14 protein-coding genes are annotated in these 14,968 nt (G+C 72.1%); 4 read left to right on the forward strand and 10 right to left on the reverse strand.

Translation table 11 applies throughout. The annotated features are described in order from the left end of the window. Nucleotides 1-47: 47 nt before the first annotated feature. Both BM419_RS21495 and BM419_RS21505 read right to left on the reverse strand, forming a co-directional pair. Entirely contained in the window at nt 48-293 is a 246-nt protein-coding gene (locus BM419_RS21495; protein ID WP_244540822.1) for a hypothetical protein, read from the reverse strand. A 566-nt stretch (nt 294-859) separates the two neighbouring features. Next, nucleotides 860-1,540 (reverse strand): spermidine synthase, encoded by a 681-nt coding sequence (locus BM419_RS21505; RefSeq protein ID WP_091681648.1) that lies wholly within the window; start codon nt 1,538-1,540, stop codon nt 860-862. Nucleotides 1,541-1,686: 146 nt separating this feature from the next. Between BM419_RS21505 and BM419_RS21510 the strand changes: the two genes are divergently transcribed. Continuing rightward, nucleotides 1,687-1,938 carry a hypothetical protein gene (locus BM419_RS21510; protein ID WP_020094852.1) on the forward strand — a complete coding sequence of 84 codons (252 nt, stop codon included), beginning with the start codon at nt 1,687-1,689 and terminating at the stop codon, nt 1,936-1,938. A 37-nt stretch (nt 1,939-1,975) separates the two neighbouring features. On the opposite strand, the gene BM419_RS21515 is transcribed toward BM419_RS21510, so the two are convergent. The 5 genes from BM419_RS21515 to BM419_RS21535 form a co-directional block, all read right to left on the reverse strand. Next, entirely contained in the window at nt 1,976-2,185 is a 210-nt protein-coding gene (locus BM419_RS21515; protein WP_020094851.1) for a cold-shock protein, read from the reverse strand. A gap of 207 nt (nt 2,186-2,392) precedes the next feature. Next, nucleotides 2,393-3,058: a 5-formyltetrahydrofolate cyclo-ligase gene (locus BM419_RS21520; RefSeq protein WP_244540824.1), complete on the reverse strand. Its 666-nt coding sequence runs from the start codon at nt 3,056-3,058 to the stop codon at nt 2,393-2,395. Nucleotides 3,059-3,410: 352 nt separating this feature from the next. Further along, entirely contained in the window at nt 3,411-4,256 is an 846-nt protein-coding gene (locus BM419_RS21525; RefSeq protein ID WP_091927622.1) for an ABC transporter substrate-binding protein, read from the reverse strand. Continuing rightward, on the reverse strand, nt 4,229-4,939 hold the full coding sequence (locus BM419_RS21530) for an ATP-binding cassette domain-containing protein (RefSeq protein ID WP_091681642.1): 711 nt from the start codon (nt 4,937-4,939) through the stop codon (nt 4,229-4,231). Before BM419_RS21530 ends, BM419_RS21525 begins: the two co-directional genes overlap by 28 nt. Next, the gene (locus BM419_RS21535) at nt 4,936-5,631 is read right to left on the reverse strand and encodes an ABC transporter permease (protein ID WP_091927623.1); all 696 of its coding nucleotides are present in this window, start codon (nt 5,629-5,631) and stop codon (nt 4,936-4,938) included. The genes BM419_RS21530 and BM419_RS21535 overlap by 4 nt, the downstream gene beginning before the upstream one ends. Before the next feature lie 224 nt (nt 5,632-5,855). On the opposite strand from BM419_RS21535, the gene BM419_RS21540 reads away from it, so the two are divergent. From BM419_RS21540 to BM419_RS21550, 3 genes are all read left to right on the forward strand, one after another. Further along, nucleotides 5,856-6,947, forward strand: coding sequence for a molybdopterin-binding protein (locus BM419_RS21540; protein ID WP_091927624.1), 1,092 nt, complete (start codon nt 5,856-5,858; stop codon nt 6,945-6,947). Then, nucleotides 6,944-8,932 (forward strand): molybdopterin biosynthesis protein, encoded by a 1,989-nt coding sequence (locus tag BM419_RS21545; RefSeq protein WP_091681638.1) that lies wholly within the window; start codon nt 6,944-6,946, stop codon nt 8,930-8,932. Before BM419_RS21540 ends, BM419_RS21545 begins: the two co-directional genes overlap by 4 nt. A gap of 155 nt (nt 8,933-9,087) precedes the next feature. Beyond that, entirely contained in the window at nt 9,088-9,417 is a 330-nt protein-coding gene (locus BM419_RS21550; protein WP_091681636.1) for a winged helix-turn-helix domain-containing protein, read from the forward strand. Nucleotides 9,418-9,814: 397 nt separating this feature from the next. Here BM419_RS21550 and fdhF read toward each other — a convergent pair whose 3' ends face one another. The 3 genes from fdhF to BM419_RS21565 form a co-directional block, all read right to left on the reverse strand. Then, complete coding sequence (gene fdhF / locus BM419_RS21555) at nt 9,815-12,784, reverse strand: formate dehydrogenase subunit alpha (RefSeq protein ID WP_091681635.1); 2,970 nt, start codon at nt 12,782-12,784, stop codon at nt 9,815-9,817. 55 nt (nt 12,785-12,839) lie between these two features. After that, on the reverse strand, nt 12,840-14,558 hold the full coding sequence (locus BM419_RS21560) for an NAD(P)H-dependent oxidoreductase subunit E (protein ID WP_091681633.1): 1,719 nt from the start codon (nt 14,556-14,558) through the stop codon (nt 12,840-12,842). A 62-nt stretch (nt 14,559-14,620) separates the two neighbouring features. Continuing rightward, on the reverse strand, nt 14,621-14,935 hold the full coding sequence (locus BM419_RS21565) for a hypothetical protein (protein ID WP_091681631.1): 315 nt from the start codon (nt 14,933-14,935) through the stop codon (nt 14,621-14,623). Nucleotides 14,936-14,968 lie beyond the last annotated feature (33 nt).

A 14,968-nucleotide genomic window follows, 5' to 3' on the forward strand; every position in this document is an offset into this window, starting at 1 on the left:
CACGCCGCCGCCGGTCGTCCGGCGGACAGGCGCGGGTGGCCGCAATCTCAGGCGCTGTTTGATCGGGTGGTGGGGCGGCTCATGAGCAGGGCCGCCCGCACCGCCATGCGGCGCGACGGCTCGTCGGACTCGGTGTCGACCACGATCGCGGGCGCGGAGGGGTGGGCCGCGACGGCCGCCGCGAGATCGAGCACGTGGTCCGGACCGATGGCGTGATCCTGGGTGGTCGGTTCTGCCAGGTAGGCGTCGACGGCGGCGCCGACATCTTCGATGGCGATACGCTCGGCGGTCACCAGATCCCAGAGCGTGGCCTCAACTGACATCCGCGGCGTATCGCACCTCGCGCGAGAGCATGCAACAATGTAACAACGGCTGGCTCGCGGCGCCGGCAGGCCGGCGCGTCCGCGGGATCAGGGCCCGTCGCGCAGGGGACCGATGCAGGCCGCAACCGGGTGGCCGGCCGGCGCGAAGTGATCCAGGAGCCGGTCCCCGGACCACAGCTCGGCCAACAATCCCTCGGCCAGCCTGTCGGCCTGATGCCTGGCCTCCGCGTCGTCGCGGGCTCGGATGAGGACCGTGCCGCGGTCGCTGCCGTCCGCGCCGAACCGGTGCAACCGGTAGGCCGAGCCGGAGCTCGGCGTTTCCCGGGGAAATCGATGAGGTCGGCCATCGCGGGCTCACGGCTCCGTAGGAGGGGGCACGCGTCCCCCAGCCGCCGGAACCTGAAGTCTGGCCGATCCGGCGACGGATCGAGTGTAAGAGGGCCGGGACGCGAAGGATAGAGTGCGAAGGACGCCCGCTCGCTGCCGAGGCAAGGCCGTCAGGGCCGGAACGCGGCCCAATCGATGTTCAGGAAGGGTCAGACCGTCGGGCCGGCGGAGGTCGCGATCCACACCACGTGCCGCGGGCCGCTGCGCCCGTTCGCGTGGGGGCGAACCTCTTCGACGGCGAAACCCGAGCGCTGGAGGCGCGCCTTGAACTTGCGGTCGGGATTGGCCGACCAGACGCCGAGCACGCCGCCCGGCCGCAGCGCCCGCCGCGCCGATTCCAACCCGTGCTTGCCGTAGAGGCGATCGTTCTCCGGGCGCACGAACCCTTCCGGTCCGTTGTCGACATCGAGCAGGATCGCGTCCCAGGCGGCCGGGCCGCACCGGATAAGGTGCTCGACATCGGCTTCGCGCAGATCGACGCGGGCGTCGTCGAGGCAGCCGGCGAAGACGCCCGCGAGCGGTCCGCGCGCCCAAGCCGCGACCGTCGGTACAAGTTCGGCGACCGTGACGCGCGCCTCGGGCTCGAGGTTGCGCAGGGCCGCGCGCAGGGTGAACCCCATTCCGAGGCCGCCGACGAGCACCCGCGCCGCGCCCCGCCCGCGCACCCGGCCGCAAGCGAGGATCGCCAGCGCCTCCTCGGAGGCCCCGCGGGTGCTGTTCATCAGCTCGATCGTGTCGGCGACGATGGAGAACTCGTGGCCCCGCTGCATCAGGTGCAACGGGGTCCCGCCGGGAACGAGGCCGGTGTCGATGTGCATCCAAGATGTCACAGGCGTCCCTCTGTGGGCCGGCGCCATGGATATTCCGGCAAACGGGAAGGATGGGTTATGAGACGCGCTCCTGACCGCGCGTCGCGCCTGCAAGACGCAGGGGCCGCGACGGCGTTCGCCTCGTCCGAGAAGCCGGCATACCCCTCATGGCCAAGCGTACCAAGTCTCTGCCGAAGGTGCAGGGGTTCGTGCTGTTCGACGTCACCTACGCCGACGGCAGCCGCGCCTCGAATCGGCGCGTGCCGGCCGAGATCCTGGGCGGCCTCGACGGCGACGAGCCGGCACGCACTCTCATCACCGAGCAGGAAGAGGAGATCGCCCGCAAGTCGGGGAGGCCGATGCGGGAGATCGAGAGCCTGACGCGGTCTCCTGCCCCGAGTTCGAAGCCCGATCTGTGACGAGCGGCCCCGATACAGGCCACTCGTCGCGCGGTGCTCAGCCAGCCTTCAGGTTGGCGGCGCTCTCCTTGCCGCTGCGGCGGTCCGCCTCGACGTCATAGGAGATCTTCTGACCCTCGTTGAGGGAGCGAAGGCCCGCACGCTCGACGGCCGAGATGTGAACGAACACGTCCTTGCCGCCATCGTCGGGCTGGATGAAACCGTAGCCCTTGGTCTCGTTGAACCACTTCACGGTGCCTGTAGCCATGGCTGTATCCTGGTCGTCACCGGCTCGCCAACGTGGCGGGCCGTGACGCCTGAACGAGCCGCCGCGGCCGCCTGTTCCAAGGGCACTCGCGATCAGGAGCCTCGGTTGAGACCCCCGCGCCCTCATCCGCCGACCTCAGTCCGAACGGTCCTGGGTCAGGCTCTGCCGAGCCGGCCAGCGCGGGCACCGGCCCGCTCCGCGGCGCGATCAGGGTCGCTCCGTGCGGGGCCAGACGCCGCCTTCCGTCACGATGATGTCCATGGGGACGTCGTGCGCCTGCGGGTGGATCGTCGCGAGCCGCGCGAGCTCGAAGCCGACGCCGATGACCCGCGGCTTCGTCGACCTGGACGCGATGGTCCGGTCATAGAAGCCGCCGCCGTATCCCAGGCGGTACCCTGCCCGATCGAAGCCGACGAGCGGCGCGATCAGGACGTCCGGGTCGACAATCTCGCCCTCTGCGGGAACGGGTATGTTCCAGACGCCGCGGATCATGCGCTCGCCCGGCGACCAGACCCGGAACTGGAGCGGGCGCGCCTTCTCGACGACGACCGGAAGCGCCAGTCGCGCCCCGCTTCCGCGCAGCTCCGTCAGGAGGGATCTGGCGTCGAACTCGCCCCTGAAGGGCCAGTAGAGACCGATCGATAGGCCCGATGCCGAAGGTAGAGCGGCTCGGAGACCCTGCTCGATCCGCTCGCTCCGGGCGGCGCGGTCCTGGGCGGAGATGCCGACCCGCCGCGCGATGAGCGCGGCGCGGGTCTCCTTTCGCCATTGCCGCACGCTCGGCCAGTCGGATGCGGCGCTCTCAGGACCGCAGGGTTCGGAAGGCCGAGGCTCCGCCGCCGGGCCGACGAAGTCGGGGCCGAGCTCGTGCATGAAGCAGGGGGGAGAGCTGTACGCGCCGAACGCGGAGTGTTCGGGCGCCGCGGGTTCCGGGGGCGTCTCAGGCCGCTCGGTTGAATGCCCGACCACGATGATCTCCCTCGCGACGGTGGACCCGCACAGTCCTGGGTGACCTCGGCCAAACGCGCGCTCGGCACCTCCGGTTCGGTGAAGCGGATCGCGACGTCCCGCGCCGCCCCGACCCGGCCGACCATCGTCCCTGGCCGGTCTCCGAGCGGCACGATGGCGAATGCCGGCGAGATCCGCCGCCCACCCTCGCGGGTGCCCGGGACGGGCAGGCGCGCGCGTCGACGGCGGTCCGGCGCTTCGACCCGGGGATCCCCGGTCAGCGCGTCACGGGCGCGCCGGCGCTCGGGAAGAACAGCTGCTCGCCGCCGACCTTGTATCCCGCGATCGCCTGCTGGCCCTCCGGTGAGACGAGCCAGTCGATGAAGGCCTGTCCCTGCTTCGCCTTCACGCCGGGGTGCCGGTCGGGATCCACCAGCATCGCGCCGTAGGGGTTGAACAGGCTCCGGTCCCCCTGAACCAGGATGACCAGGTCGGCGCGGTTCTTGAACGCGAGCCAGGTCCCCCGGTCGGCGAGGATGTAGGCGCCGAGGGCCGAGGCCGTGTTGAGCGCGGGCCCCATGCCCTGGCCGACATCCCGGTACCAGGGGCCGCGCACGGCCGCGAGATCGACGCCCGCCTCCTTCCAGCTGCGCAACTCGGCGCTGTGAGTGCCCGAGCGGTCCCCGCGCGACACGAACGCCGCCTTGCTGGCCGCGAGCTTGGCGAAGGCCTCGCGCACGCCCAGGCCGCGCACGCCGGCCGGATCGGAGGCCGGGCCGATCAGCACGAAATCGTTGTACATCACGTCGTACCGCCGCTTCGCGAAGCCCTCCGCGAGGAACTTGTCCTCGGCCGGACGGTCGTGGACCAGGACCACGTCGGCATCGCCGCGGCGCGCCGCGTCGAGCGCCTGTCCCGTGCCCAGGGCGACGACCTTCACGTCGATCCCGGACGCCTCCCGGAAGAGCGGGAGGATGTGCTTGAACAGGCCGGACTGCTCGGTCGAGGTCGTCGAGGCGACGACGATCGACACCGGTTCGGCCTCGGCCGGCGGCAGGAGGGCAGCCGCGCTCAGGAGCGCGGCCAGTCCCAGGGTCAGGAGGCGGCGACGAAAGGCGTCCACGGCAATTCCCCAGCGAGGTAGGCCCGCGCCTCGGACGTCCGGGGCGAGAACAGGATCTGTCGGGCGGGACCATGCTCGACGGCGCGGCCCGAGGCCAGCACGATCACCGCGTCGGCGAGGCGCGCCACCTGCCCGAGATTGTGTGAGACGAGCACGACCGTGGTGCCCGCCCGCGCCATCGCGGACACCAATCCCTCGACGATCTCGGTCGAGGCCGGGTCGAGGTTCGCGGTCGGCTCGTCGAGGAGGAGCAGGCCGGGGCCGACCGCCCAGGCACGGGCCAGCGCCAGCCGCTGCTGCTCGCCGCCCGAGAGCCGCGTCGCCGGATCGCGGGCGCGCTCGGAGAGGCGGACGCGGGCGAGCGCCTCCTCCACCCGCGCGGCCCGCGCAGGACGGGGCAGGTCTCCGAGAGCCAGCGCGACGTTCGCGGCCGCGGTCGCGCGGATCAGCGCTGGCCGCTGGAACACGAAGGCCCGCCGGTGCGGGCCGACCTGCACCGTGCCGCCGTCGGGCCGCAGGAGCCCGTCGACGACCCTCAGGGTGACGCTCTTGCCCGCCCCGTTCGGGCCGATGACGGCCGTGACGCTGCCCGCAGCGACCTCCAGGCAGAGACGGTCGAGCACCGTCCGACCGTCGAGGACCAGGGTCACGTCCTCGAGGCGGATGGCCGGTGTCGCGCTCATCCGTACACCCGCGCGGCGTGCCGGCGGAGCAGGGCCACGGCGACGTTCACCACCAGAACGAGGCCGATCAGCACGAGGCCGAGCGCCAGGGCGAGGCTGAGATCGCCCTTCTGGGTCTCCAGCGAGATCGCCGTCGTCATCGTGCGGGTATACCCGTCGATGTTCCCGCCGACGACGAGGACCGCGCCGATCTCCGAGATCGCCCGGCCGAACGCGGCGAGCGCGGCGGTCACGAGGGAGAAGCGCACGTCGTAGATCATCGCCGCGGCCTGACGCGGTGCGGAGAGCCCGAGGGAGCGCAACTGCTCCCCGAGTTGCACCCGGGCGTCGGCGACGACCTGCTGCGTCAGGGCGGCGACGAGCGGGGTCGCGAGCGTCGCCTGCGCGGCGATCATCGCGGCGGGGGTGAACAGCAGGCCGAGCGGTCCGAGCGGACCGGAGCGGGACAGGACGAGGTAGAGCGCGAGGCCGACGAGCACCGGCGGCAGCCCCATGAAGGCGTTGAGCAGGCCGACCGCGGCGCCGCGTCCGGGGAAGCGGGCGACGGCCAGGAAAGCGCCCAGGGGTATGCCGAGCACGAGCCCGATGCCGACGGCGGTGAGGCTGACACGCAGCGACAGCCACGCGATCGCCAGCACGTCCCGATCCAGGCTGAACAGGCGGGAGAGGATGTCCTGGAGCGTCTGCATCATGCGCCCGGGCCGGTCCTCGGGAATCGGACGAGGCGGATGGCGAGATCAGCCGTCGAGGCCGACCTCGTGACGCAGGTTCGGCGGAATGGACCTGTCATGCCTGTCAGCGGAGCGCGTGCGGATAGGCGGCGAGCATATCGCCCGGGGCGGCCGTTGTCGTGTCGGCGGGTCGGCCGCCGCGCCGGCCCTTGATCATCGAACCCGGATGGCGCATCGCCGCCACGATGATCCGGAATGCGTCCTCGGCGCTGATCCCGCTTCGGGAGGCGGCGATCCTGCTCAGCGGCGCGGCGGCTCCCGTCGAACCCGCGACCGTCCCGCTCGCAGCGGCGCTCGGACGCGTCGCCGCGCGAGCGGTCGTCGCGCACGCCGCCGTGCCCGCGGGCCCGACGGCGATGCGGGACGGCTTCGCGGTCGAGGCCGCCGCGGTGGGCGGCGCGTCGGCCTACGCGCCGATCTTCCCGGCGCGACCGCCGCCCTGGGTCGAGGCGGGACAGCCGCTGCCGTCGGGCACCGATGCCGTCCTACCCCCGGAGGGATTCGCGGACGGCATGGTCGTCGCGGACATCGCCCCGCGGGAGGGCGTGCGCGGGGCGGGAGACGACGTTGCCGCCAACGCGCGGCTGATCGAGGCCGGCACCCGGATCGAGCCCCTTCACCTGCTCGTCCTGGAGGCGGCCGGCCTGGAGGCGGTCGACGTCCGTCAGCCGCGCTTGCGCGTCGTCACCGCCGGGACGTCCAGCCTCGATACCGTGTCGCCCCTGCTCGGGCGTCTGATCGCGCGGGCGGGCGGGGCGACCGAGGCGGTTCGCGCCCGGGGGGTCGAGGAGATCGCCGAGGCCATCCGTGGCGGCACGGCGGACGCGGTGCTGGTGGTCGGGGGCAGCGGTTTCGGCCGCTCGGACCAAAGCGCGGCGGCCCTCGCCCGCGCCGGAGACGTCCGCGCGCACGGCATCGCCCTGCGGCCCGGGGAGACCACCGCGGTCGGCTCCGCGGCCGGCAGGCCGGTCCTCCTGGTGCCCGGGCCTCCCGAGGCGGCGCTCGCCGCGTTCCTGGCGCTCGGCCGTCCGCTCATCGCGCGGCTCGCCGGCGCGCGGGAGCGCTCGCCGCGGAGGCACGTCCTCCTCCGGAAGATCGTCTCGTCGATCGGTCTGTCCGAGGTCGTCTTCGTCCGGAGCGGGTCGGACGGCGTGGAGCCGCTGGGCGGAGCCGGCCTTCCGCTCGGTCGGTTGGTGCAGGCGGACGGCATCGTCGTGGTCGAGCCGGAGAGCGAAGGCTTCCGGGCCGGCGAGGAGGTAGAGGTTTGGGCCCTGTGAGCGCCGACGCGGACCGTGACGGGGCGGCGGATTTCGTCGCGCGCCTCGCCGCGGCCTCGAGCCAGGAGCAGTTTCTCCGGGTGATGAGCCGGGACGACGCGCTCGCGCGGTTCCGGGCGGCGGTCCCGCACGCGCGCCTGCCGTCCGAGACGGTGTCGTTGGACGACGCGCTCGGGCGCGTTCTGGCCCGCGACGTCGCCTCGCCCATGGACGTGCCGCCCTTCGACCGGTCCCTGGTCGACGGTTTCGCCCTGCGCGCGACCGACACGGAAGGCGCCGGGCCGGCGAGCCCGCGGCGTCTCACGCTGAACCGCGAGATCCTCGCCTGCGGCGTCGCGCCGGCCATCGTCGTCCAGCCGGGTACGGCGACGCCGATCGCCACCGGCGGCGTGATCCCCCGCGGCGCCGACGCGGTGGTGATGGTCGAGCACACGGAGTTCGACGCCCGGAGCCTCACCGTCGATGTCCTGACCGCGGTGCGGCCGGCGCAGTTCGTGGGCTATGCCGGGGCCGACATGGCCCGCGGCGAGACGGTGCTGCGCGCGGGAACGCGGATCACCGCCCGCGAGATCGGCATGCTGGCGGCGTGCGGCCTCGCGGCCGTCGACGTCACCGGACGCCCGCGGGTCGCAATCCTGTCCACGGGGGACGAGCTGGTCGCACCGGGCGAGCCCCTGCCCGAGGGCGCGATCTACGATTCCAACGGCGCGATCATCGCGGCCGCGGTGACCGAGAACGGCGGGGAGCCGGTCCGGCTCGGGATCGTGCGCGACGAGGCTTCCGTCCTCGAGGCCGCCCTCCGGTCCGCCCTCCGGGACAGCGACCTCGTCGTGCTCTCGGGCGGCACGTCCAAAGGCGCCGGCGACGTGTCGCACCGGGTGCTGTCCCGCCTCGGCGAGCCGGGAATCCTGTTCCACGGCGTGGCCCTGAAGCCCGGGAAGCCGCTCTGCGTGGCAGTGGCGCAGGGAAGGCCGGTCATCGTCCTGCCGGGATTCCCCACCTCCGCGATGTTCACCTTCCACGACTTCGTCGTGCCGTACGTGCGGGCGCTCGCCGGGTTGCCGCCGCGCGAGGACGAGACGATCGCGGCGCGCGTGTCCCAGCGGGTGCCCTCCGAACTCGGCCGCACCGAGTTCGTGATGACCTCCCTCGCCCACGGTCCCGAGGGGACGATCGCCCTGCCGCTGCCGAAGGGCTCGGGTTCGGTCACCGCCTTCTCGCAGGCGGACGGCTTCTTCGCGGTTCCGGCCGCGCGCGCCGGCGTCGAGGCGGGGGAGGGCGTCGCCGTGGTCCGCCTGGGCGCCGGCGTGCGGGCGCCCGACCTGACGATCGTCGGCAGCCACTGCATCGGCCTCGACCGGGTGGTCGGCCTGCTCGGCGAGCGAGGGTACCGCGCCCGCACCATCTGGGTCGGGTCGGCCGGCGGCCTCGCCGCCCTGCGGCGCGGCGAGTGCGATGTCGCCGCCATGCACCTCTTCGATCCCGAGACGGGCCGGTACAATGCCCCGTTCCTCACCGAGGGCCTGTCCCTCGCGCCCGGGTGGCGCCGCCTCCAGGGCGTCGTGTTCCGCCGCGGCGACGGCAGGTTCGAAGGGCGCGACGCCGCGGACGCGGTCGCCGCGGCGCTCGCCGACCCCGACGCCGTGATGGTCAACCGCAACGCCGGATCGGGCACGCGCCTGCTCGTGGACGGGCTGCTGAACGGTGCCCGGCCGGCGGGGTTCTGGAACCAGCCGCGCTCGCACAACGCCGTCGCCGCGGCGGTCTCGCAGGGCAGGGCGGACTGGGGCGTGGCCATCGCGAGCGTCGCGGATGCCTACGGGCTGGGCTTCCGCCCGCTGACGGAGGAGGCCTACGACCTCGCGTATCGCGCGGACGCTCGGGAGATGCCGGCGCTCGCGGCATTCCTGAGCCTGCTGGGCGAGCCCGGGACGGCCGCCGCGCTGCGCGCTCTGGGCTTCACGCCCGCCGCGCGAGCCGCGTGACGCGCGCACCGTTGGCCGGCCTCGACGGAACGGGACGGACGATCCTGTCGCCCGCCGGGATGATCGACGGGGCCGTTTCGCGTAGGGACGCCTGCGAGGCGCTGGGGCCTCCAGCGAAGCGGCGGTGTGCGTTGGGCGAGGACACGAGCATCAGTTTGCGGATCGAGCTCGGCTCGGACACCCTGCTGGGACCGGGCAAGGCCGCCCTCCTGAGCGGCATCCGCGACACCGGCTCCATCGCCGCCGCGGGGCGCCGGATGGGCATGAGCTACAAGCGAGCCTGGTACCTCATCGACACGTTGAACAAGGCGTTCCAGGAGCCGCTCGTCTCCGCGAGCAAGGGCGGCCGCCGGGGCGGCGGGGCGGTCCTGACCAGCACGGGCGACGCCATCCTCGACAGCTACCTGCGCATGGAGCGGCTGGCCTCGGAGGCCGTGGCGGGCGAGCTCGACCTTCTCGCCTCGCTGATGAAGGTTGATTCGTAGGAGCGAGGCCGCGCAGAGGCGCGCCTCCGTGGGAAGCGGTCTCTCGACGGTCGGGCGTCGGCTTCGGTCTGTGCAGCCCGCTGCGTCATCGCGAGCGCAGCGAAGCGACCCAGGGCTGCGCGACATCTGTCAGCGTCGCGCCGACTGGATTGCTTCGCTGCGCTCGCAAGGACGGCACCGGGCTGATCGACCGGAAACAGCATCAGCCCGCTGCGTCATCGCGAGCGCAGCGAAGCGACCCAGGGCCGCGCGACATCTGTCAGCGTCGCGCCGACTGGATTGCTTCGCTGCGCTCGCAAAGACGGCACCGGGCTGATCAATTGGAAACAGTATCAGCCCGATGTCCGCCGCCAGGGGCCGGCGGCACGCCTGGGCGCGCCGCCGGAGGTCACGCCGCCTACTCGGCGGCCATGGCCGTGTGGACGGCGGAGGCCCGGGCCGCGCAGAACTTGAACTCCGGGATCTTGCCCATCGGGTCGAGCGCCGGGTTCGTCAGCAGGTTGGCCGCGGCCTCGGCGTAGCAGAACGGCATGAAGATCATGCCGACCGGCACGTCGCGGTCGGAGCGCACCTTCAGGTGGACCGCGCCGCGGCGCGTCTCCAGCTTCATCGTGTCGCCGGGCTCCAGCCCGAGCCGGTAGAGCTCCTTCGGGGCCATGAAGGCGACCGCCTCGGGCTCCAGCGCGTCGAGGACGCCGGCGCGCCGGGTCATCGATCCGGTGTGCCAGTGCTCGAGGACGCGACCGGTCGACAGGACCATCGGGTAGTCCTCGTCCGGCAGCTCGTCCGGGGGCACCACGGCGGCCGGGACGATCTTCGCGCGCCCGCTCTCCGTGGGGAAGCCGGCGTAGAAGATGATCTCGTTGCCGGGCTGGTCGGGCGCGTCGACCGGGTAGGTCACGGCGCCCTCGCGCTCCAGGCGCTCCCAGGTGATGTTGTTGAACGACGGCATCACCATGGCCATCTCGCGGAAGATGTCGGCCGGGCCGCCGTAGTTCCAGGGCAGGCCGAGGCGCTTCCCCAGTTCCTGGATGATCCACCAGTCCTGCCGCGCGTCGCCCGGCGGGGACACCACCGGCTGCGAGATCTGCACGCGACGGTCGGTGTTGGTGAAGGTGCCGGCCTTCTCGGCGAAGGCGGAGGCCGGCAGCACCACGTCGGCGTGGAAGGCGGTCTCCGTCAGGAACAGGTCCTGCACGACGAGGTGGTCGAGCATCGCCAGGGCGTGCCGGGCATGGTTCAGGTCCGGGTCGGACATCGCGGGGTTCTCGCCCTCGACGAACATGCCCTTGATCTCGCCGGCGTGGATCGCCCGCATGATCTCGACGACGGTGAGACCCTTCTGCGGGTCGAGCTTCTGACCCCAGAACTCCTCGAACATCTCCCGCACCGCGGCCTTCTCGACCGACTGGTAGTCCGGGTAGACCATCGGGATCAGGCCGGCGTCGGACGCGCCCTGGACGTTGTTCTGGCCGCGCAGCGGATGCAGGCCGGTGCCGGGGCGCCCGATCTGCCCCGTGACGAGGGCGAGCGCGATCAGGCAGCGCGAGTTGTCCGTGCCGTGGACGTGCTGGCTGATGCCCATGCCCCAGAAGATGATCGAGGACTTGGCCCGGGCGTAGAGCCGGGCCACCTCGCGCAGGGTCTCCGCGTCGATGCCGCAGACCGAGGCCATCTTCTCCGGCGTGAACTCGACGATCTTCTCTTTGAGCGCCTCGAAGTTCTCGGTGTAGCCGGCGATGTACTGCTCGTCGTAGAGCCGCTCCTCGATGATCACGTTGAGCATCGCGTTGAGCATCGCGACGTCCGAGCCGGGCTTGAACGCGAGGTGCTTGTAGGCGTGCCGCGACAGCACCTGCCGGCGCGGATCCATGACGATCAGCTTGGCGCCGCGCTGCTTCACGGCGTTCTTGAGGAAGGTCGCCGCCACCGGGTGGTTCACGGTCGGGTTGGCGCCGATCACGATGATGACCTCGGCGTCGAGCGCCGCCGAGAACGGCGCCGACACGGCGCCCGAGTTCAGCCCCTCCATGAGGGCGGCCACCGACGAGGCGTGGCACAGCCGGGTGCAGTGGTCGACGTTGTTCGAGCCGAACCCGAGCCGCACCAGCTTCTGGAAGAGGTAGGCCTCCTCGTTCGAGCCCTTCGCGGAGCCGAAGCCGGCGAGCGCCTTTCGGCCATGGGTGTCGCGGACCGTCCTGAGGCCGCCGGCGGCGCGGTCGAGCGCCTCCTCCCAGGTCGCCTCGCGGAAGTGCGTCCACGGGTTGGCCGGGTCGACCTGGTCGTTGGCGTCCTTCGGGACGTTGTCCAGGCGGATCAGCGGCGCCGTCAGGCGATGGGGGTGGTGGACGTAGTCGAAGCCGAAGCGGCCCTTCACGCAGAGCCGGTTGTGGTTGGCCGGGCCGTTCACGCCCTCGGCGTAGACGATCCTCTCGTCCTTCACCTTGTAGGAGACCTGGCAGCCGACGCCGCAATAGGGGCACAGCGAGGTCACCTCGCGGTCGGGATAGACCGTCCGGGTGTTGTGCTCGGCGTCGAGGTAGGCGGACGGCATCAGCGCGCCGGTCGGGCAGGCCTGGACGCACTCGCCGCAGGCCACGCAGGTCGAGCCGCCCATCGGGTCGTCGAAGTCGAACACCACCTTCGCGTCGGCCGAGCGGTAGGCCATGCCGATCACGTCGTTGACCTGGACCTCGCGGCAGGCGCGGACGCAGAGGTTGCACTGGATGCAGGCGTCGAGATTGACGCTCATGGCCGGGTGGCTGAAGTCGCCGGTCCAGCGCTCGGCCGCGGGGAAGCGGCTCTCGGACACGTCGAGGAAGTCGGCCTGTACCCAGAAGTGCGAGGTCGGGTCGTGCGAGGTCGCGCGCTCGGGCTGGTCGGCCACGAGCAGCTCGAGCACCATGGCGCGGGCCTTGGTGGCGCGCTCGGTCGCGGACTTGACCTTCATGCCCACGGCCGGCGTGCGCTTGCACGAGGCGGCCAGCACGCGCTCGCCCTCGATCTCGACCATGCAGGCGCGGCAATTGCCGTCCGGGCGATAGCCGGGCTCGGGCTTGTGGCAGAGGTGCGGGATGTGGGTGCCGAGGCGCTTGGCGACGGCCCAGATCGTCTCGCCGGGGGCGGCCTCGACCTGCTGTCCGTCGAATTCGAACGCGATGGTCGGGGGGGCGGTCGGCCGCTCCTTGAGATCGTGCAGGCCCGACGGCTCCGGGGCCGCCTGGCCGCCCGCCTTCGCGCCTTCCGAGTAGGAGCCGCCGGCTCCCGGCTTCGGGCCCGGCGCGGGGCCGCCCGCATCCTGCAGCCCGTCGGCCCGGATCTCGGGCTTCTCGGTCTTGTCGCCGCGCTGTTCGGGGGCGTTGCTCATGCGGCCGCTCCTGGCTCGGACATCGGGATAGAATTCGCCGGTACCATCGGTTGCCTCACTCGGCAGCCGCGGCGCGCGGGGCGGGGAACAGGTCCGGGAAGTACTTGATGACGCTGCTGAGCGGGTTCGAGGCGGCTTGGCCGAGGCCGCAGATCGAGGCGTCCCGCATGCACTGGGACAATTCGCCCAGGAGCTCGGTGTCCCAGACGCCCTGCTCCATCAGGATGCGGGCCTTCTGGGTCCCCGAACGGCAGGGGGTGCACTGCCCGCAGCTCTCGTCCTCGAAGAACTTCATCAGGTTCAACGTGGCGCCGCGCACATCGTCCCGGTCCGACAGGATCACGACCGCGGCGGAGCCGATGAAGCAGCCGTACTTCTCCAGCGTCCCGAAATCGAGCGGGATGTCGTTCATCGACGCCGGCAGGATGCCGCCCGACGCGCCGCCCGGCAGGTAGGCCGCGAAGGTGTGGCCGTCCGCCATGCCGCCGCAATACTCGTCGATCAGTTCCTGGATGGTGAGGCCGGACGGGGCGAGCTTCACCCCCGGCTCCTTCACGCGCCCCGAGACCGAGTAGGAGCGCAGGCCGACGCGGTCGTTGCGGCCGTGGCTCTTCCACCAGTCGCCGCCCCGCTCGATCAGGTCGCGGACCCAGAACAGCGTCTCGATGTTGTTGATCAGCGTCGGACGGTTGAACAGGCCGACCTGGAACGGGAACGGCGGCTTGTGCCGCGGCAGCCCGCGCTTGCCTTCGAGGGACTCGATCAGCGAGGATTCCTCGCCGCAGATATAGGCGCCGGCGCCGCGGCGCAGGTGGATGCGCGGACCGCCCGCGGGGAGCTTCGCGATCTCGCGCGTCAGGATCTCGCGGGAGATGGGATACTCGTCGCGCAGGTAGATGTAGACCTCGGGCGCCTCGACGACGTGGGCGCCGATCAGCATGCCCTCGAGGAAGCGGTGCGGGTCGGTGTTGAGGTAGAGCTGGTCCTTGAAGGTGCCCGGCTCGCCCTCGTCCCCGTTGACCGCCATCAGCCGGGGCCCGGGCTCGCCGCGCACCGAGCGCCACTTGCGCCCCGTCGGGAAGCCCGCGCCGCCGAGGCCGCGCAGGCCGCCGTCGTCGAGCACCTTCAGGACGTCGTCGACCGGAAGGTCGCCGCTGCGGAGCCGGTCGAGGGTCGCGTACCCGCCGGCGGCCCGATAGGCCTCGTAGTCGACGTAGTCCGGGATATGGGCGTGCGTGTCGCCGGCCTCGACCGCGGCCCGCACGGAGGCGAGGTCGGCCTTGTGCAGGAAGTTGTGCCCGACCTCGACGGCGGGCGCGTGGTCGCACAGGCCGACGCAGGGCGCGCGCACGACGCGGACGGCGTCGGAGGCGAGTTCCCGCTGGAGCGTCTCCAGCAGCTCGTCGGCGCCGAACATCGCGCAGGTGATGCTGTCGCAGACCCGGACGGTCAGCCGCGGGATCGAGGCGTCACCCTCCTTCACGACGTCGAAATGCGCGTAGAAAGTCGCGGTCTCGAACACCTCGGCGAAGGCCAGGGCCATCTCGTCGGCGAGCGCCGCCAGGTGCTCGGCGCTGATCTGGCCGTAGGTGTCCTGGATCAGGTGCAAGTGCTCGATGAGCAGGTCGCGCTGGCGCGAGCGGGAGCCGAGAAGCTCCTCGATCTCGACCTTCGCCCGCGGCTCGACCTGGCGCCCCTTGGGGACGCTGCGCGCCTTGTTCCGCCCCCGGCCGGGATGCGAGAAAGTCCTGACTGTCCCCGGTGCCTCACTCATGCGGTATCTGATTTCCAACTGCTGGGACGGGTGGTCGCGGTGTCCTGAGGTCCGGTCGGAGGCTACTGGCCGCCGAAGGCCCGGAGCGGCTGGCCGGCCTCGGACCGCGGCTTCATCGTGGCCGCGCCCGTCGCCTCGTCCAGGGACGTGACCCTGGGTCCGACGACGGAGCGCAGCTCGGTCTCGAACGCGTCGAGGGCGTCGTTCAGGCGGTCCAACAGGGAGCCCGGCGCGTCTCCGGCCGGCGACGCGACCGCCTGGGCGAGCGCGTCGCGGACCCGGCCGGCGAGCTCCTGCGTGAGCGGCGGCTTCGCGTCGGCGCAGTAGGCGTCCGTCACGATGGCGGCCCAGTCCGCCGCGGAGGATGCGTCGCCCATGCTCAGGCCTGCGCGATCGAGGGACGGTTGAAG

The sequence above is a fragment of the Methylobacterium sp. yr668 genome, from assembly GCF_900116245.1.
Lineage (GTDB): Bacteria > Pseudomonadota > Alphaproteobacteria > Rhizobiales > Beijerinckiaceae > Methylobacterium.

Excerpts from the sequence above, each read along its gene's own strand:
- BM419_RS21510 (WP_020094852.1), top strand. The coding sequence starts at position 1,687 with ATGGCCAAGCGTACCAAGTCTCTGCCGAAGGTGCAGGGGTTCGTGCTG.
- BM419_RS21515 (WP_020094851.1), bottom strand. The coding sequence starts at position 2,185 with ATGGCTACAGGCACCGTGAAGTGGTTCAACGAGACCAAGGGCTACGGT.
- BM419_RS21520 (WP_244540824.1), bottom strand. The coding sequence starts at position 3,058 with ATGCACGAGCTCGGCCCCGACTTCGTCGGCCCGGCGGCGGAGCCTCGG.
- BM419_RS21530 (WP_091681642.1), bottom strand. The coding sequence starts at position 4,939 with ATGAGCGCGACACCGGCCATCCGCCTCGAGGACGTGACCCTGGTCCTC.
- BM419_RS21535 (WP_091927623.1), bottom strand. The coding sequence starts at position 5,631 with ATGATGCAGACGCTCCAGGACATCCTCTCCCGCCTGTTCAGCCTGGAT.
- BM419_RS21540 (WP_091927624.1), top strand. The coding sequence starts at position 5,856 with ATGATCCGGAATGCGTCCTCGGCGCTGATCCCGCTTCGGGAGGCGGCG.
- fdhF (WP_091681635.1), bottom strand. The coding sequence starts at position 12,784 with ATGAGCAACGCCCCCGAACAGCGCGGCGACAAGACCGAGAAGCCCGAG.
- BM419_RS21560 (WP_091681633.1), bottom strand. The coding sequence starts at position 14,558 with ATGAGTGAGGCACCGGGGACAGTCAGGACTTTCTCGCATCCCGGCCGG.
- BM419_RS21565 (WP_091681631.1), bottom strand. The coding sequence starts at position 14,935 with ATGGGCGACGCATCCTCCGCGGCGGACTGGGCCGCCATCGTGACGGAC.